Source organism: Romboutsia sp. D33t1_170424_H2 (assembly GCF_015669105.1).
Taxonomy (GTDB): Bacteria; Bacillota; Clostridia; order Peptostreptococcales; family Peptostreptococcaceae; genus Romboutsia_C; species Romboutsia_C hominis.
This window is the reverse complement of the sequence record NZ_JADOZQ010000001.1, coordinates 248,126-266,090: the sequence shown is the minus strand read 5'-3', so window position 1 is coordinate 266,090 and position 17,965 is coordinate 248,126. Positions and strand designations below refer to the sequence as shown.

The following is a 17,965-nucleotide window of genomic DNA, read 5'->3' as shown; positions in this document are numbered from 1 at the left end:
CTACCCTTCCTTTCTTATAGAGTTTGTTATTATAACACCTTTTTTATTTTTTATAAGTCCAGGTTTACACTTAAATGCTTTAGCCCCTGCAACATACAAATCTAAATCTCCTGCTACTTTTGTATCTAGTGATAAAATATCACCAACTTGTAAGTTTAATAAATCCTCAACACTTATATTTGTTTCACCTAGTCTAGCTACTATATCTACATTTGCACCACAAACATTGTTATAAATTGCATTTGTAAATTCAAAATCATACTCTATATTCTTATTTCTAAATAATATCTTCGTTTCTAGTTGATCTAATATTGGTTCCATGCAACTATAAGGGTTGCAAAAGCGCATTTTTCCGATTTCTTTGTCTCCATACATCATTTTCATATGAGCTATAAGTACTGATTCACTTACTGGATACTTTTTACTAGCACCTGCATTTGAATGTACTCTTAATACTTCTCTTGATTTACAAGTCTCAACTATATATAACCTAGTTAACAATTTTGTGCATAAATGAAAAATTAATTGCTTATCAATTTCTGTTAAATCTCTTTCATAATTTTCAAATACTCCATCTCCACCTAGCATTAAATCTATGTATGTTAATGCTACAGATTTATCAATTTGATAAATAAGATCCTTTACTAGTGGTTGTATTGCATGTTCTACGATAACTGATTTTGGACTTATTGAGTTAATAAATTCTTCATAATTTGTTTGTTCTACTTTTTCAACCTTGCAAGTTATATTAGGTCTTTTTAACTCATATGCTAAAAATAAATTTGTATTTTTGCAATAGTCTTCAGATATAACAGATAAAAATCTCATGTTATCAGTTGAATATCTTTGTGGTTTTTTAAAATCATATGTTTTTACATTTTGTTCCATAAACTGTATATATCTAAAATATATAATTATACATTTTAGAATACTAACTCCTTTCTATAAAAATTTATCTACTTTGTAGATTATTTATCATACTCCACATATCATCAGTAGCTTGTAGCCCCTTACTATTAAATTGGAAACTTCTCTGAGCTATGATTAAGTCTGTCATTTCAGTTTCCATATTTACATTAGACATTTCCACATATCCTTGTAGTATATTTGAATTAGTTACTAACTCAATTTTAGCGCCATCTCTTAAATTAAATAAATTATCACCTGCAGGAATAAAATCTTTATCGCCTTGTACTTTATATAAATTTATCTTACCAACTTCTTCTTTATCTACAAATATTTCTCCCAACTTATTTATGCTTACTTCTCCTTTTGATAAATCAACATCATTTCCATTTATAACTTGTATATCTAATTTATTTCCCTTATCATCAACTAAATCACCATTTGAATCTACATTAAATTCTCCATTTCTAGTATAACTAAATGTACCATTTGGATTTATAACTCTAAAAAATCCATCTCCATCTATAGCTAAATTACTTTTTATTCCTGTATCCTTTATTGCTCCTTGGGATAAGTTTCTAAAAGATTGAGATACTTTTACTCCAGTACCAGTATTGTTATTATTATTGTGTGGATAGTAGCTTCTATCTAATGTTTCATTATACAAATCTAAAAAACCAATGTCTAATTTCTTATACCCTGTAGTCTGCACATTCACCATATTATTTGAAGTTACCTCTATTTTCCCTTGACTTGCAGACATTGCAGATACGCTATTTTTCATTATATTGTACATATTTTATCTCCCTTATCTTACTGTTCCAATTTCATTTGCGACTTTACTAAGAGTAGAATCTATCGTTTGAATAACTTTTTGATTTGCTTCAAATAGTTTTACAGTCTCCATTAATGATGACATTGTACCTATACTATCAACATTTGAACCTTCTAAATACCCTTGTTTGATCTTTATATTATTGGTTTTTATTTCATTTTTACCATTATATAGATTATTTCCACTCTTTGTTAAATCATGTTTATTATCAAACTTAACTATATTAAAATCATACATTTTATTACCATCTATGCTTATACTATTATCTGGATTTATAACTAGCTTTCCATGTCCGACATATATAGGCTCTGAATTATTTGTATTTCTGTTTGTTCCAAGTACATAATCCCCTGATTTTGTTACTAAATACCCTTGATTATCAATATTAAAAGATCCGTTTCTCGTATAAAATGTTTTATTATTATGATCTAATACCTTGAAAAATCCATCACCATCTATAGCAAAGTCAGTATTGTTTTCAGTTGAAATATGTGCACCTTGTTTATGATTTGTAGCATTCTCATCTATTCTTGTACCAAAGCTTAATCCACCTAGCTTTTGTTTATGAGCAATTCCATTTATGTAATTGTCATTATTTGATAGCATAATTTCATCAAAACTTTTCTCAACTAAAGTATCTTCTTTATAACCTACAGTATTTACATTGGCTAAATTATTTGTAACAATACTTTGTTTAGCTTCTAATGCCATCATGGCAGATACAGACGTATATAATCCTCTTATCATTTTTTCTCCCTCCAATTAGTCTATATATTTTAACTTTTTCATAGCTAACTTTAAATTCTTTATGGCTCTACTATTTAATTGGGATACTCTAGACTCAGAAACCCCTAATATTAATCCTATTTCTTTTAATGTTAATTCCTCATAATAGTATAAAGATAAAACAAGCCTATCTTTTTCATTAAGGGTATCTATAGCCTTTGCCATTATTTCTTGTAGCTCATCTTTTTCAACTAAATGTGTCGGAGATAACTCTTCTTTTTCTTTTAAAGTATCTATAAGCTTAACTTCATTTTCATCATCAAAAATTACATTATCAAGATATACGTTGTTTAAATCTAACATTTTTACATTTATATCATTAATTTCATTTTTACTAACACCCATATGATTTGCTATTTCATCTATAGTTGGTTTTCTAAAAAATTTATTTTGCAAAATTTCTACAGCCTTATTATATTCTTTTATTTTGCTCATATACATTCTAGATATAGGTGAGTATTTTCTTATTTCATCAATTATATAAGATGATATTCTTATAGATGCATAAGTTGAAAATTTCACTCCTCTACTTTCATCAAACTTATTAGTTGCGTCTATAAGTCCCATGACTCCATAACTAACTAAATCTTCATATTCCATTCCCATTTTGCTCGTATAGTATTTTGATGCAATATGCTTAACAAGAGGCATATTACTAATTATAAGTTCTTCTTGTTGATGTGACTTCATTATTACATTCCTCCATATTATATATTTACTACACCTTGAGCTTTTATCTGAATATCACTTGGAACTTCATTAAGAGATAGTACTGAGACATTTGGAAATACAATCTCAACTAATTTTCTAAAAGGTGCTCTTATCTTTGGTGATACCAGTAATACTGGTCTGTTATTCGTAAAGTTAATTTCTTCTATTGTCATTTGTATACTATTAAATATTTTATTAGTAGTGTCTGGGTCTATAGCTGGATATGTTCCATTTACTGACCTTTGAAGATTATTTCCGATTAAATTTTCTATTTCCATAGATAATGTAGCTACTGTAATAGAGTTATCCTCATCTATTAATTCCGAGCATATGCTTCTACTCATTGCCATTCTTACATATTCGGTTAAAAGTTCTATATCTTTAGTATTTCTTGCATTATCTGCCAAAGTTTCTAAAATAGTTACTCTATCTTTTATAGCAATTTTTTCTTTAAGAAGGTTTTTAAATACCTTTTGAATTTCACCTAATGTCATTAAATCCGGAATTAGCTCTTCAACAACAGCACTATATCTTTCTTTTGTTTCATCTATTATTTCTTTAACTTCTTGTCGTCCTAAAAGTTCATGAGACTTCGACTTTATAACTTCTAATAGATGTGTTACTAAAATTGTAGTAGGATCTACAACTGTAAACCCATATAATTCTGCTTCTTCTGCTTTATCTTTATTTATCCATAAAGCATCAAGGCCAAATGTAGGTTCTTTTGTTTGTATACCTTCTATACTTGAATCTATTCCCATTGGATTCATACAAAGTAACATAGATGGCATTAAATCATATGTTGCTACTGCAATTCCTTTTATTTTTATACTATATTGATTTGAATTTAGCTGTAAATTATCTCTTATTCTTATTGGTTGAACTATTATACCCATATCAATAGCACATTGTCTTCTTACTGATACAATTCTTTGTAGTAAGTCTCCTCCATTACTTTCATCTACTAGGGGAATTAGACCATATCCTATTTCTACTTCTATAGGTTCTACATTTATTAACTTAGATACATCTTCTGCGTTTTCTAAACTAGCTTGAGCATCTTCTTCTTTATATTCTAAGTCATAAGATTCTGCTTCTTTTTCTTTTTCTGCTTTATTTAATAAAAACGAAATTCCTACTGCTCCTATACCTAATGAGAAAAATGATAGTTTTGGAAGCCCTGGTAAAAAACCTAATACTATAAGAACTATTCCTGTCATTCCTATAGCTTTTGGTATAGATATTAATTGTTTTCCTAGTAAATTTCCAAAACTTTCATCTGAGTCTGATCTAGTTACTAATATACCTGCTGATGTAGATATTAATAGTGCTGGTATTTGACTAACTAGACCATCTCCTATTGTAAGTCTAATATATGTTTGCACAGATTCTGAAAAACTCATCCCAAGCATTATAACACCTATAATAATTCCACCTAATACATTTATAGTTGTTATTATTATACCTGCTATAGCATCTCCCTTTACGAATTTAGATGCTCCATCCATAGCTCCATAGAAATCTGCTTCTTGTTGTAATTCTCTTCTTCTAATTCTTGCCGTTTTTTCATCTATTGTACCTGAGTTTAAATCAGCATCTATACTCATTTGTTTACCTGGCATGGCATCAAGAGTAAATCTTGCTGAAACTTCAGAGACTCTACTTGAACCATTTGTTATGACTATAAACTGAATAATTATTATAATTAAAAATATTATTACTCCAACTACATAATTGCCACCTACAACGAAACTTCCAAATGATTCTATTACATTTCCTGCATAACCTTGCCCTAATATAAGTCTTGTAGATGATATATTTAGAGCTAGTCTAAATAAGGTTGTAACAAGCAATATAGTAGGAAATATTGATAGTTGTAATATATTAGTTGAAAAAAGTGTAAGTAATAATATTAGTAATGAAAATGCTATATTTAATGTTAGCATTACATCCAATAGAAATGGAGGTAGTGGTATTATTATCATTAAAACAATGCCGATTATTCCAAATCCTACTATTATATCAAATCTTTTCTTCAAATCTAGTTTTTCCATCTATGACCTCTTTTTAACTATTTGTATTTATTTTTAATTTTATAAACAGCCACTAATACTTCTGCTACTGCTTGATACATTTCTTCTGGTATTTCTTGATCTATTTCTACCTCTTTATATATAAGTCTTGCTAGAGGTTTATTTTCTAAAATAGGTATATCATGTTCCTTGGCTATTTCTCTTATTTTAAATGCTACTACATCAGCTCCTTTTGCAACAACTATAGGAGTTGTATCTTTTCCTCTTTCATACCTTATTGCTATAGATATGTGTGTTGGATTTGTTACTATTACGGTAGCTGATGGAACAGCTTGCATCATTCTCTTACTAGCCATTTCTCTTTGTCTTTGTTTTATCTTTCCTTTTATATGAGGATCTCCTTCAACTTGCTTAAATTCCTCTTTTACTTCCTGTTTAGTCATTTTTAGACTTTTTCTGTAACTATACTTTTGATATACAAAATCAATTACTGCTATTATTACTACTGCTAAAACTATATTTATTAGTAAATCTTTTATTATATTTACTATAGTGTATATAAGGTATGGAAGATGTATGTCTCCACTGTTCATTATTAATTCGAAATTTTTTTTCATAAAACTGTATCCTATTTCAAAAAGTACAGCTATTACAACTATACTTTTAATCAACATTCCTACAGATTTCATAGAAAACATATTTTTAAATCCATTTATTGGATTAAGTTTTGAAAATTTTGGCTTAATGCTCTCAAAGTTAAACATAAACCCTGTTTGCATAACATTTCCTATTACAGAAAATACAATTATTATCAATCCTATTGGTAAAAATAACTTCATAAATGAAATTATTAAATTTACTGTCAAAGTGTGTAATATGTTATAATCCATATTAAATTTAAAATTATTACTTAAATAATGTATTATATTATTTTTAAAATCTGATATCATATAATTTGACATTGTACCAATTATAAATAATATGGCTATTAGGGTTATTGCAGTTGTTACTTCTTTACTTTTAGCTACATTACCCTTTTTTCTAGCGTCTTTCTTTTTCTTTGATGTAGGTTCTTCTGTTTTATCACCACTAGAAGATAAAATCATACCTACAGGTCCAATAGAGCTTAACACTCCATGCTTTACTTTTAAAGTTCCATCTAGTATAGATGGTAATTGATTAAATAAGTTATGAATTTCTTTTAGTATAAATGGCATTCCTATAATAAAAACTGCTATTCCTACTAAAAGTTTAATTGGCATTCCTATAACCATTACATTAAATTGTGGAACACTTCTTGATATTAATCCCATTATTATCTCAGTTATTATTAAGCAAAGTACAATAGGAACTGCTATTTTAAAACCAATTGCAAAATATTCAATAAATACATTTATTACGTAATTGAAATTTCCAATTAGTATAGATTTTCCTACAGGTATTATCTCGAAGCTATGTTGTATTCCTTCTATTAAACTATGATGTCCGTTCATAGTAAAAAATACCAAAATACCTATCCAATACATTATATTTTCTATAAGTGTTGATTGATTTTTACTGTTAGGATCATATATGTTTATCATAGATAATCCTAACTGTTGATCTATTAAGCTACCTACAATTTTTAAGCTATTAAAACACAAACTTGTTATAAATCCTAATACTAATCCTGTTACTATTTCAACTACACTGTAATTTATTAATTGTAAAACTGTAGTAATGTGTACATTTACATGTACCGAAAAAGCTATTATTGTAGACATAAATAATGAAAATACTACTTTAAATATATTTGGTGTTCCTGCAGGAAATATTACATTTATGATAGCAAAAAAGGTTATTATTCTAATAAATATAAATATCAATTTTTTATCCTTTTATATTAGCTATTATACTCATTATTTTTGTTGTAAATTTTATAAGTTCCTGCAACATCCAATTTCCACCTAAAGCTAATGTTAATGCTATAACTATCAACTTAGGTACAAAAGTTAATGTTTGTTCTTGAATCTGAGTAGTTGCTTGAAATACACTTACTAGTAGTCCAACAACTAAAGATAGTATAAGAATTGGGCCTCCCACCAACATACTTGTATATAATGCTTCTTTTACTATACTCATTACCATAGTTTCATTCATAATATTCTCCTCATTATTTAAAGCTTAAAAGTAAAGATTTTATTAATAAATTCCATCCATCTACCATAATAAATAATAGTAATTTAAAAGGTAATGAAATCATAACCGGAGGGAGCATAAACATCCCCATAGACATAAGTGTGCTTGATACCACTAAATCTATTAATAAAAATGGTAAATATATTAAAAATCCTATTTGAAAAGCTGTTTTTAATTCACTTATAGCAAATGCTGGGACTAATATATATAATGGAATATCATCTCTTGTGACTTTTTTTCCATCCATATTAGACATTTCTAAAAATAATTTTATATCTTTTTCTCTTGTCTGCTTTAATAAAAATTTTCTTACAGGTACTTCAGCTTTTTCTATAGCTTCTTTAAATTCAACCTTTTTTTCCATATAAGGTTTTATTGCAGTTTTATTTATATCACTTATAGTAGGTGCCATTATAAATATGGTAAGTGCCATGGCTATACCAATTAAAATCTGATTAGGTATAGATTGCTGTGCTCCTAATGCTGATTTTAAAAATGAGAGTGTAATAATTATTCTAACAAAGCTTGTCATCATAAATATTACAGTTGGCAAAAACATTAAAAATGTTAAAACTATAAATAATTTTATTAAAGGAGCTAAATGTTGCTGATTTTTTAACATCATACTAGCGAAATCTTCCATATTTATTCCTCTTTAAGTTTAATTTATCTATCTTGTATTTACTAAGATTTAAATTATTATAATCTGATTTATTTACTTTAAGGCTTTTATATTTTGATTTATTTCCAAAAAAATTAAATTTCTTATATCTTGGAGCAAACTGCCCTAAGTTTATTTCAGAATCATCTTTTATTTTTTCTATTGAATTTATTTCTTCTTTAGTTAAATCCTTAATTTTATCTACTTTAGAAGGTGATGATACTAATACACATCCCTCATCACCTATCTTTAAAACAAATAAATCTATGTCTTTTTTTAAATTTGTAACTTCTAAAACTTTAGTATATTTTTTGCCTGCAATAGTTGACATACTTGCTTTACTTAATCTTAAAGAAACTACTATTAAGATTAAAATTAGTGGTACAAATATCAATAAATTTATTATATATTGCAACATATTATCCATGATGTTTATTATCACTTCTCCTTTTGCTCAACAATTAAAATATCTACTCTCCTATTTGTTGCCCTGTGTTCTGGTGTATCATTTTTAACTAATGGTTTAAATTCTCCATATCCTTTTGCAGAGAATCTAATAGGATCTAGTTTTTGCTCATCTACGAAATATTCAACTACACCTACAGCTCTTGCAGTTGATAGTTCCCAGTTAGAAGCAAACTCTTTATTATGCATAGGAACATCATCTGTATGACCTTCAACTAAAACGTCATTATCAGTGCTTTTTATTATACTCGTTATTCCATCTAGCACTTTTTTTCTATCTTCTTTTAAATTTGCTTTTCCTGGGTCAAATAATATATTTTCTCCTAATTGTAATACTATACCCCTATCTTCTTCTCTAACTTTTATGTCATCTTTAAGACCTTTTTCATCTATTATTTTATTTAATTTTTTAGATAAATCTTCGTATTTTGATGCTAATTTATCTCCATCTTTTTCTATAGCTACCTTTAGCTGGTCTATATTTTTTAAATCAGTTACTTTTGTACTTCCTTGAAGTGAATTTTTTAATGCAGCAGTTAACTCATTAAGTTTTTGAGTATCTACTGCAGACATTGAATATAGCAATATAAAAAATGTAAGAAGTAAAGTTATTGTATCGGCATATGTGTCCATCCACGCATTTGTATTGACATCATCGCCTTTCTTTTTTTTACGCGCCATCTAAATCTGCTACCTTTTCATTTCCTTCTCTTTTATAATATTTTGCTCTTTCTTTTTCATCTAAGAATGCTATTAATTTTTCTTCTATTACTCTTGTACTTTCTCCATTTTGTATACTGCTAATTCCACAAATCATCATTTCCATAAATACAACTTCTTTTTCACCTTTTCCTTCTATATTAAATCCTATAGGGTTTAATACTGCATTTGAGAATAATGCACCGTAAAAAGTAGTTATTAATGCTTTTGACATACCACTTGCTATTACTTCAGGAGAACCCATGTCTGTAAGCATTTGTATTAGACCTATTAGTGTCCCAACCATACCAAATGCTGGTGCATAAGATCCCCATACTTTAAACATTTTAGATCCACCCGAATAAAGTACTTCTTTTTCTGCTATTTCTGTTTCTAATATTTCTTTTATACTTTCAGTGTCCACACCGTCTATTACTAATTCTAATCCTTTTTTTAAAAATTCATCTTCTATCTGCGAAACTTCCTCTTCTATAGCTAGTACTCCATCTTTTCTTATCTTTTTAGAAATTTCTTTAAACTGGTCTACTAAATCCATCTTGTATAAATTGTTTGATGTTGTACATAACTTAAAGTACTTAGGAATCTTTTTTATATCAGCAACCGAAAATGTTACTAATACTGCAGAAAATGATCCTCCTAATGTTATTGCTAAAGAAGGCATATCTATAAATGGTTTGATTCCAGTCCCACCCATAGATATTCCAAACATTACAAGAGCAAAAGCTAGCACTAGTCCTATTGGTGTTAAAATATCAAGCTTTTTCATTTCTTTATCTTTCTCCTCTTTTATCTCTTAAGGTTTATTATCTCTTGTAATAATTCATCACTAGTTGTTATAACTTTACTAGAAGCTTGGAATGCTCTTGTTGTAACTATCATTTCTGTAAATTCTTCTGATAAATCTACGTTAGACATTTCTATGGCTCCTTGGTTAATTTGACCATGAACAGCTGTCTTTAACGGTTGTCCTGAGTTTGCAGATTCTGAATAAAGATTTCCACCTAATAACTTTAATCCTTCTGGATTTTGAAAAACTGCTATTTTAAGTTTTTGCTGTGTTCCTTTAACTATATTTCCATTTTTATCAACTAATGGCATTTTTGTACCATCCTCTAATAAATAAGATATTTTACCTTCCTTATCTATATTAAAAGATAATACCTTTTTAACATTCTTAGCTCCATCTGGTGCTGGATTTCCATTTGCATCTACTGCCTTTGGTATTTCTATAGGATTTCCATCCTCTCCTAATACTTTATAACCATCAGCTGTTACTAAATTACCATTTAAATCTAGACTAAATGATCCATCTCTTGTATATGCATATTGATTAACTCCTGTTTGAACTGTAAAAAAACCATCTCCATCCATAGCTAAATCTGTTGGTCTTCCTGTTGGTTGTATTGGTCCCTGTATCATATTTTTAAAGATACCACTAACTTTAGTACCTATACCAACTTGTCCAGGGTTTACTCCACCAATTACTCCACCTGGAGCACTTGCATATAAAAATGTTTGGTTTAAAGCATCAGAAAATCTTGCAGATTCTTTTTTAAATGCACTTGTTCCAACATTCGCGACATTATTACCAACAACATCCATCTTAGTTTGGTTTGCTTTCATACCGCTTATTCCTGAGTACATTGATCTTAACATAAAACTAATCTCCCTTAACTTCTAATTTTTTTCATTTATTTTCATTAAAGCTGCATATTCAATAGATGCAACTTCGCCTGTATCTTTATCTTTTACGTCCATATATACAGTCCCATCTTTTATATGAACACCTTCTACCATACCTTTTATAGTTTTATTTTCTGACTTTGTGTTATTTGAACTTTCATCTAATTTTGTGGCATTCATTTCGACTTCCTTACCTATTAAAGATGTCGCAGAATTTAATGCTGAATTAGTTAATAACCCACTAGTCATTCCCATCATTTGTTCCATATTATGATTAAGAGTCATTGTCTGTTCTAGCATAGTAAATTGAGATAATTGTGTTACATATTGAGTGGGATCTTGAGGATTAAAAGGATCTTGATTTTGCATTTGAGCAACTAGCATTTTTAAAAATAATTCTTTGTTATTTTCTTCCCCCGGCATTATTATAGGAGTGTTATTTTCTGTTTTTTGACTTTTTTGATTTTTAGATACTTTTTGACTTCCTATTATATCTTGTTTATTCATACTTACTAATCCACTCATTTTGTATTCTCCTATACTAATATATTTAGATTATCTTCTTCTATATTAGAGATTTCATTTATATCTTCTAACATAATATCTCTTATACGTCTTTGGTTATTTTTCTGTCTTTCTTGCTGGCTATTTTTATTATTAAAATTTTGGTTTAGATTATCTGAAAATACATTTTGATTTTCTGAATTTATATTTATTGATACATCTTTTACTTTTATGTTCATATCATTCAAATGTTTAGTTATATCATTTATATTTTTATTTACCAAGTCAAATATATTATTTTTACTAACAGTTATAGATAAACTATTTTCTTCTCCATGCTTTACAAGTTTTATAGTCATCTCTCCTAATTCTATTGGATTAACTTTAATTTTTATTTCTTCATTACCACTTCTTTTTAAGTAGTTTACTGTTTTTATAATATCTTCATTTATAAATGTTTTTCTAATCTCTTTAACTGAGCTATCATTTAAATTATATGTATTTTCATTTTTTAAAATATTATTTGTATTTAGATTTCCTATGCTTCCTTTATTAAGGATGTCTTCTAACTTACTTATTTGTAGATCATTGTTATCTAAACTACTACTTTGATTTAAGTTTTTTTTATTTATTAATGAATTAATTTCTAATTCTCTATACTTAGTTTCCTTTATTAAGTCATTTTTTTTATAATTTTTAGTATCTTCAAAATCATTATTTAATAATTCATTGCTATTTGAAGTTGGTTTTGATTTGATATTATTACTACTTTTGTTTTCGTTTATATCAAATTTTTTTATTATATTTTCTGTATCATTATTTATTTTCTCTAATAAATCATTTAATTTATCTTTATCATTGTTACTTAATAAATTAGACTTAAATTCAATTTCACCTAAAGTATTTTCTAAAGTTTCTAATCCTTCTTTATTATTTATATTTATTTCTAAATTATTTTTATCTATATTCATAGAATCAAAAATAACTTGTATATTATTGATACTTTCATTTAACCCTTCTACATCTTTACCTTCTTTTAACTCATCATTTACGAAATCATATATGTATTTAAGGTTAAATATTATATTTTGAAGGAGATTAAAATCAATGTCTTTTTTATTAGATTCATCTGTATTGAAATTTAAACTCATATCTTCAAGCTTTGATTCTATTTCGCCAAAAAAACAATTGACTATATCTTTACTTCCTTCTGTTTTTTTTAAAGTATTTTCTTTTGCATTAGTCATTGCTTTTATAGACATATTTAAATTCATATTAATTCACCTTTATGATATATTTGTTCTATTTCTTATATATGCATATAATGCAAATTCGTCATTTTTTAATTGTTCTAATCTATCTTCTTCTTTTTTTAATCTATTAAGTTCGTTTTCTTTAAGGGTTTCTAAAGATTTCCTATCTATTTGTTTTTCTATAAAATCTTTTTTTGCTTTAGAAACATTAATTTCTTCTTTTCTCAAATCTTCACTAGTTAATTTTATAGATTGAGTAAGTGCTGCTAAATAATTAATAGTAATTTTTTGACTAATTATATCTTTAGACATTCCTATATCTGAGTATTTTTTATAAGAATTTTCTAAATTCCTTAAATTATTCTCTATTATTCTTTTTTGATTTTGAGCTTGTGTATATCTTAATTTACTTTCTTCCTCATCTTTTACTTTTATATCTAGCAGTTTTTGAAGTTTGAATTTAAACTTACTCACTTACATCAGTCTCCTTTAGTTGAACATATTAATTAATAACTCTTTGCTTTCATTAAATGGTGTACTATCATTAACACCTTGTTTTAAATAATCATTTACTCTGTCTATATATTTAATAGACATATCTATATTTTTATTTGAACCTTCTTCATAAGCTCCAATATTTATTAAATCTTCAGCTTCTTTATAAGTAGCAAGTATATCTCTAGCAAATGATGCAGCTTTATTATGATTATCATCTGCAATTTCTTTCATAAGTCTACTTACACTGTTTAATATATCTATAGCTGGATAATGATTTTTATGTGCTAATTGCCTAGATAAAACAATGTGTCCATCTAGTATTCCTCTTACAGTATCTGCTATTGGTTCATTAAAATCGTCTCCATCAACTAAAACAGTATAAAAAGCTGTTATAGATCCTTTTTCAGACATTCCTGTCCTTTCCATAAGCTTTGGTAACATAGCAAATACGGAAGGAGTATATCCTTTTTGTGCTGGCGGTTCTCCTATAGCTAATCCAACTTCTCTTTGAGCCATAGCAAATCTTGTTACAGAATCCATCATTAATATTACTTTTTTACCTTTATCTCTAAAGTACTCGGCAATAGATGTAGCTGTTAGTGCTCCCTTTAATCTTACTAAGGGTGATTTATCTGATGTAGCGCAAACAACTACCGACTTCTTCATGCCTTCTTCACCTAAATCTCTCTCAATGAAGTCTAAAACTTCCCTTCCTCTTTCTCCAATAAGGGCTATAACATTTACATCTGCTTCTGCCGTTCTTGCCATCATTCCTAAAGTTGTACTTTTACCAACTCCACTACCTGCAAATATTCCTATCCTCTGTCCTTCTCCACAAGTTAAAAATCCATCTATTGCTCTTATTCCTGTTGGCATTATATTTGTTATTCGAGGTCTTCTCATTGGATCTGGTGGTTCATTAAATAAACTATATCTCTCACCTTGTAAAATCATATTTTCATCTATTGGATTACCTATGCCATCAAGTACTTTTCCTAAAAGTTCATCACTACATTTAACACTAAGTGGTACTCCTTGTGCAATTACTTTGCAACCAGGTCCAATTCCTGTTAACTCACCAAGAGGCATAAGTATTACATCTCCATCTCTAAAACCTACAACTTCACAATTTATAGGGGTATTTAAATTATTGTATACAGAGCATAACTCACCTACAAATCCTTTTATACCTTCGACTTCTATTGTAAGACCTATAACTTTTTTTACTTTTCCTTCAGATATAACAGTAGGCATATCCTTTATCCTACTAAGTATTCTTTCAAAATCTATGTCTATCATAATAGCTCCTCTTTAACCTTATCTATTACAGCATCTACACCTACTATTATTCTTCCTTTTACGTTCTCTATAATAGCATTTCCAATATCTATAGATTCATCTTCTAAAACGAATACGTCGCCTTTAAGTTTATTACATTCTTTTAAACTTAATATTTCATTCTTTAAGCTATCTTTATATAAAGGATTTACTTTTATTACTATATTTTCCTTGAGTTCATACTCTTCAATTACCTTAGTTAATAAAGTATTCATAGATGATTCTGATTTGAATTCATCCCTTAGAACTTGTTGAGCTATACTTATACTAATTTTTAGTATTTCTTCTTTATTTAAATTCATATACTCAGCTACTTTATCTTTGGCTTGTATCAATAATTTACTGGCATTATTTACAATTTCTTCAGACTCTTTTTTTGCCTTTTCTATATTTTCTTCATATGATTCTTTGTATCCATCTTCATATCCGTTTTTAAGCCCTTGATTGTATCCTTCTTCATAAGCTTTTTTTTCTATTTTTTCTCTTTCTAACTTACTTTCTTCAATTATCTGACTTGCCTCAGCTTTAGCTTGATCTATAATGTCATCATATTCTTTTTGAGCTTCTTGTAACTTAATATTTATTTCTTCTTTTTTTTCGCTTAATTTTTTTTCTAAGTCTTCTCTAAGCTTTCTTTCTTCTTCACTTTCAATTTGAGAGAGGTTATTTATTGTTTTTACGCCTTTTAAATTAACATTTTTAGCTTTTATTATGTTACTACATGATAAACTCATCATCTGATCCTCTTGTTAAAGTTATTTCACCCATATCTTCAAGTCGTCTTATAACATTAACTATATTTTGTTGTGCTTCCTCTACTTGAGATATTTTTATCTTTCCTAATAAATCAATTTCCTCTTTAAGAGCTTGTGATGCCCTTTGAGATTGATTTCTAAATATGACATTTGATACTTCCTTAGATGCTCCCTTAAGAGCAAATGCAATATCTTTAACATTAACCTCTTTAAGAATTCTCTGAATAGTAGAATTTTCAAGCCTTACAATGTCGTCAAATATAAACATATTGGCCTTTATATCCTCAGCTAATTCATTGTTTCTTTCTTCTATGTAACTTATAATACTTTTTTCTGTTTTTCTATCTACATTACCAAGTATTTCAACCAAGCTATCAATACCACCAGAACTTTCCATTTCTCTTTGTCCAAGTTTTGATAGTTTCATTTCTACAGCTTCATCAATGGCCTTTATTACACTTGGTGATACTGATGATGTTGATCCTATTTTTAGTGAAACTTCATTTTTAATCTTAGGTGGTAACTCACTTAATATCAAAGCTGCTTTGTCTGATTGTATGTGAGATAAGATTATAGCTATAGTTTGTGTACTTTCACCTTGTATACATGCTAATATCTGCTCTGGTTCAGCTTTTCTCGCTGCCATAAACAGTTTTGTATAAGCATCATATCTAATTCCTTCTATTAATTTATTAGCTCTTTGGTTTCCTAAAGCTCCATTAAGCAGTGATTTTGCATAGTCTATACCACCTTTTAACACAAATTCTTTTCCTTTATTTAGTTCTATAAATTCTTGGAGAATTTCTCTTCTTTCTCTTGCGTTGACAGTGTGTATATTAGCTATTTCTACACCGATTCTTTGTATTTTCTTATCAGATAGATTTTTAACTATATCCGCTGAAACGTCAGTCCCTAATGTCATTAAGAGTACTGCTGCCTTTCTAGCACCAGTAACTCTTCTCACTTTAGGTATATCACCTAAATCAAATGCATTTCCTGATTTAGTACTCTCTACTGATTTAGTAACTTCATTTTCCAAAACAAACTACCACCCTTTACTCATTTAACCAATTATTTATTAATTCTGTAACTTCTTCTATATTTTCTGAAGCGTATATCTTAACTTCTTCCTCTAAAGTCATATTATCTTCATCATCTTCTAAATTGTGTAGCCTATGTTTTTCCATTTCTTCTAGCTTTTGATTTATCATATCTATTTCATTAGATTCATCTATTTCATCAATTTCTTTAGATTTATTCTTTTTCTTAATAACAAATATAGCTATAAGTGCTATTACTATAACTAGTAATAATCCGGCTACTATATATCCTGTTGTTTTTAATAACTTAGCCACTTCATCTTCATCACCTAATGCATTTTTTAGATTCTTTTTAGCATTTGCTTCAAAGTCCATAGCAACAACTACTACATCATCGCCTCTATTTTTTTCTACACCAATGGTATTAGATACCATATCTTTAACGTCTTTAATATCTCCCGCATCTAATTTGCCATCTATAGCAACCGAAGCAGTTATTCTATTTAATTCACCTTGAGCCTTAACAGTTTTAATTTCTGTCTTTCCTACTTCATACTTTATATCTTCACTTTTACTTTCAGTAGTTCCATCATTTACATTGCCTTTATTATTCATATTGTTATCAACAGTACCACCTGTATTTACTGGCTCTGTAGATTTATTTTCACTTTTTGACTCACTTACTATAACCTTGTTAGGATCTATTATCGTTTGAGTTTTTTCATTAGTGTCAAAATTCAAATCAGCATTAACAGTTGCTCTTACTTTTCCCTCTCCAAATATAGGTTCAAGTAATCTAACTATATCTCTTTCTAATCCTTTATCTAGATCTCTTTCTGCCTTAGTTGCAATATCAATCCCATTAGAATTATCGCTAGAATTTGATTTTCCATTTTCATCAAATATTCCTTCTGATAATAAGACCATATTTTGGTTGATTACCTCAACATTTTGTTTCGGTATATTTGGTGTACTTGCGGATACTAAAGATATTATAGATTTAACTTGTTCTTGACTTAATTGTTCTCCTACATTTAAATCTACATAAACGGCTGCTTTTCCAGGTATGCTCTCTTTAGCAAATACAGATTCTTCACCTTCTGTTATATGAACTCTTGCATCTTGTACTTGCGGAAAAGTTTTTATAGTTTTTTCTAGTTCACCTTGAATCATTCTTTGTTTTTTTACCTCAAATTCTTCATCTGTAAGACCTAACGATGATCCTTCATCCATAAGTTCAAATCCTTTAGAACCATTTGAAACTTTTCCAGATAGTTCAAGTCTTAACTTATCTACCTGATCTTTAGGTACATATATACTATCGCCCTCTATTTTCGTTTCAATTTTTTCTTTTTCTAGTTCTTTAGTTATAACAGATGCATCATTTGAATCTAAACCCGAGAAAAGAACATCATATTTATTATCATTTTTATACTTAATTCCAAATATTATAGCTAATATAATTGCAATCACTCCAACTATAATGGCTATTTTCTTTTCTTTTCTCATTTCCTTAAATTTTTCTTTTCTTGTTTTTATAAAATCTTTTATTTTTTCTATTATCTCTTTAAAATTCATCTATCTGCTCCTTATTAAGGA

General features: G+C 28.1%; 19 protein-coding genes. All 19 read right to left on the bottom strand.

Annotation, left to right across the window (positions count from 1 at the left end; translation table 11 throughout):
* Window positions 1–888 carry a flagellar motor switch protein FliM gene (locus I4U66_RS01385; RefSeq protein WP_092926851.1) on the bottom strand — a complete coding sequence of 296 codons (888 nt, stop codon included), beginning with the start codon at window positions 886–888 and terminating at the stop codon, window positions 1–3.
* A gap of 64 nt (window positions 889–952) precedes the next feature.
* Complete coding sequence (locus tag I4U66_RS01380; RefSeq protein WP_092926853.1) at window positions 953–1,702, bottom strand: flagellar hook-basal body complex protein; 750 nt, start codon at window positions 1,700–1,702, stop codon at window positions 953–955.
* 12 nt (window positions 1,703–1,714) lie between these two features.
* Entirely contained in the window at window positions 1,715–2,488 is a 774-nt protein-coding gene (locus tag I4U66_RS01375) for a flagellar hook-basal body complex protein (protein WP_166505006.1), read from the bottom strand.
* Between the two features lie 15 nt (window positions 2,489–2,503).
* Complete coding sequence (locus tag I4U66_RS01370) at window positions 2,504–3,217, bottom strand: sigma-70 family RNA polymerase sigma factor (RefSeq protein WP_092926857.1); 714 nt, start codon at window positions 3,215–3,217, stop codon at window positions 2,504–2,506.
* A 17-nt stretch (window positions 3,218–3,234) separates the two neighbouring features.
* Window positions 3,235–5,292 (bottom strand): flagellar biosynthesis protein FlhA, encoded by a 2,058-nt coding sequence (gene flhA / locus I4U66_RS01365; protein WP_092926859.1) that lies wholly within the window; start codon window positions 5,290–5,292, stop codon window positions 3,235–3,237.
* 17 nt (window positions 5,293–5,309) lie between these two features.
* The gene (locus I4U66_RS01360) at window positions 5,310–7,136 is read right to left on the bottom strand and encodes a fused FliR family export protein/FlhB family type III secretion system protein (RefSeq protein WP_166505004.1); all 1,827 of its coding nucleotides are present in this window, start codon (window positions 7,134–7,136) and stop codon (window positions 5,310–5,312) included.
* 4 nt (window positions 7,137–7,140) lie between these two features.
* Window positions 7,141–7,410 carry a flagellar biosynthesis protein FliQ gene (gene fliQ / locus I4U66_RS01355; RefSeq protein WP_092926863.1) on the bottom strand — a complete coding sequence of 90 codons (270 nt, stop codon included), beginning with the start codon at window positions 7,408–7,410 and terminating at the stop codon, window positions 7,141–7,143.
* Between the two features lie 13 nt (window positions 7,411–7,423).
* Complete coding sequence (gene fliP / locus I4U66_RS01350) at window positions 7,424–8,092, bottom strand: flagellar type III secretion system pore protein FliP (RefSeq protein ID WP_092926865.1); 669 nt, start codon at window positions 8,090–8,092, stop codon at window positions 7,424–7,426.
* Window positions 8,076–8,552, bottom strand: coding sequence for a hypothetical protein (locus tag I4U66_RS01345; protein ID WP_207743597.1), 477 nt, complete (start codon window positions 8,550–8,552; stop codon window positions 8,076–8,078). The genes fliP and I4U66_RS01345 overlap by 17 nt, the downstream gene beginning before the upstream one ends.
* Window positions 8,549–9,256 (bottom strand): OmpA family protein, encoded by a 708-nt coding sequence (locus tag I4U66_RS01340; protein WP_195236884.1) that lies wholly within the window; start codon window positions 9,254–9,256, stop codon window positions 8,549–8,551. The genes I4U66_RS01345 and I4U66_RS01340 overlap by 4 nt, the downstream gene beginning before the upstream one ends.
* On the bottom strand, window positions 9,246–10,061 hold the full coding sequence (locus I4U66_RS01335; RefSeq protein ID WP_092926871.1) for a motility protein A: 816 nt from the start codon (window positions 10,059–10,061) through the stop codon (window positions 9,246–9,248). Before I4U66_RS01335 ends, I4U66_RS01340 begins: the two co-directional genes overlap by 11 nt.
* A gap of 20 nt (window positions 10,062–10,081) precedes the next feature.
* Window positions 10,082–10,951 carry a flagellar hook-basal body complex protein gene (locus I4U66_RS01330; RefSeq protein ID WP_166505001.1) on the bottom strand — a complete coding sequence of 290 codons (870 nt, stop codon included), beginning with the start codon at window positions 10,949–10,951 and terminating at the stop codon, window positions 10,082–10,084.
* Between the two features lie 21 nt (window positions 10,952–10,972).
* Window positions 10,973–11,503 carry a flagellar hook assembly protein FlgD gene (locus tag I4U66_RS01325; RefSeq protein WP_195580897.1) on the bottom strand — a complete coding sequence of 177 codons (531 nt, stop codon included), beginning with the start codon at window positions 11,501–11,503 and terminating at the stop codon, window positions 10,973–10,975.
* Between the two features lie 11 nt (window positions 11,504–11,514).
* On the bottom strand, window positions 11,515–12,756 hold the full coding sequence (locus I4U66_RS01320) for a flagellar hook-length control protein FliK (protein WP_195580896.1): 1,242 nt from the start codon (window positions 12,754–12,756) through the stop codon (window positions 11,515–11,517).
* A gap of 12 nt (window positions 12,757–12,768) precedes the next feature.
* A complete protein-coding gene (gene fliJ / locus I4U66_RS01315; protein WP_166504998.1) occupies window positions 12,769–13,209 on the bottom strand; it encodes a flagellar export protein FliJ in 441 nt (146 codons plus the stop codon).
* A 15-nt stretch (window positions 13,210–13,224) separates the two neighbouring features.
* Window positions 13,225–14,532: a flagellar protein export ATPase FliI gene (fliI, locus tag I4U66_RS01310; protein WP_092926881.1), complete on the bottom strand. Its 1,308-nt coding sequence runs from the start codon at window positions 14,530–14,532 to the stop codon at window positions 13,225–13,227.
* On the bottom strand, window positions 14,529–15,305 hold the full coding sequence (locus I4U66_RS01305; RefSeq protein WP_195580895.1) for a FliH/SctL family protein: 777 nt from the start codon (window positions 15,303–15,305) through the stop codon (window positions 14,529–14,531). The genes fliI and I4U66_RS01305 overlap by 4 nt, the downstream gene beginning before the upstream one ends.
* Window positions 15,289–16,365 (bottom strand): flagellar motor switch protein FliG, encoded by a 1,077-nt coding sequence (fliG, locus tag I4U66_RS01300; protein ID WP_195580894.1) that lies wholly within the window; start codon window positions 16,363–16,365, stop codon window positions 15,289–15,291. The genes I4U66_RS01305 and fliG overlap by 17 nt, the downstream gene beginning before the upstream one ends.
* Before the next feature lie 16 nt (window positions 16,366–16,381).
* A complete protein-coding gene (gene fliF, locus I4U66_RS01295; RefSeq protein ID WP_166504997.1) occupies window positions 16,382–17,944 on the bottom strand; it encodes a flagellar basal-body MS-ring/collar protein FliF in 1,563 nt (520 codons plus the stop codon).
* Window positions 17,945–17,965 lie beyond the last annotated feature (21 nt).

Excerpts from the sequence above, each read along its gene's own strand:
- fliP (WP_092926865.1), bottom strand. The coding sequence starts at position 8,092 with ATGGAAGATTTCGCTAGTATGATGTTAAAAAATCAGCAACATTTAGCT.
- I4U66_RS01305 (WP_195580895.1), bottom strand. The coding sequence starts at position 15,305 with ATGAGTTTATCATGTAGTAACATAATAAAAGCTAAAAATGTTAATTTA.
- fliI (WP_092926881.1), bottom strand. The coding sequence starts at position 14,532 with ATGATAGACATAGATTTTGAAAGAATACTTAGTAGGATAAAGGATATG.
- I4U66_RS01335 (WP_092926871.1), bottom strand. The coding sequence starts at position 10,061 with ATGAAAAAGCTTGATATTTTAACACCAATAGGACTAGTGCTAGCTTTT.
- flhA (WP_092926859.1), bottom strand. The coding sequence starts at position 5,292 with ATGGAAAAACTAGATTTGAAGAAAAGATTTGATATAATAGTAGGATTT.
- I4U66_RS01375 (WP_166505006.1), bottom strand. The coding sequence starts at position 2,488 with ATGATAAGAGGATTATATACGTCTGTATCTGCCATGATGGCATTAGAA.
- I4U66_RS01380 (WP_092926853.1), bottom strand. The coding sequence starts at position 1,702 with ATGTACAATATAATGAAAAATAGCGTATCTGCAATGTCTGCAAGTCAA.
- I4U66_RS01340 (WP_195236884.1), bottom strand. The coding sequence starts at position 9,256 with ATGGCGCGTAAAAAAAAGAAAGGCGATGATGTCAATACAAATGCGTGG.
- I4U66_RS01320 (WP_195580896.1), bottom strand. The coding sequence starts at position 12,756 with ATGAATTTAAATATGTCTATAAAAGCAATGACTAATGCAAAAGAAAAT.
- fliF (WP_166504997.1), bottom strand. The coding sequence starts at position 17,944 with ATGAATTTTAAAGAGATAATAGAAAAAATAAAAGATTTTATAAAAACA.
- I4U66_RS01330 (WP_166505001.1), bottom strand. The coding sequence starts at position 10,951 with ATGTTAAGATCAATGTACTCAGGAATAAGCGGTATGAAAGCAAACCAA.
- I4U66_RS01325 (WP_195580897.1), bottom strand. The coding sequence starts at position 11,503 with ATGAGTGGATTAGTAAGTATGAATAAACAAGATATAATAGGAAGTCAA.
- fliQ (WP_092926863.1), bottom strand. The coding sequence starts at position 7,410 with ATGAATGAAACTATGGTAATGAGTATAGTAAAAGAAGCATTATATACA.
- I4U66_RS01370 (WP_092926857.1), bottom strand. The coding sequence starts at position 3,217 with ATGAAGTCACATCAACAAGAAGAACTTATAATTAGTAATATGCCTCTT.
- I4U66_RS01385 (WP_092926851.1), bottom strand. The coding sequence starts at position 888 with ATGGAACAAAATGTAAAAACATATGATTTTAAAAAACCACAAAGATAT.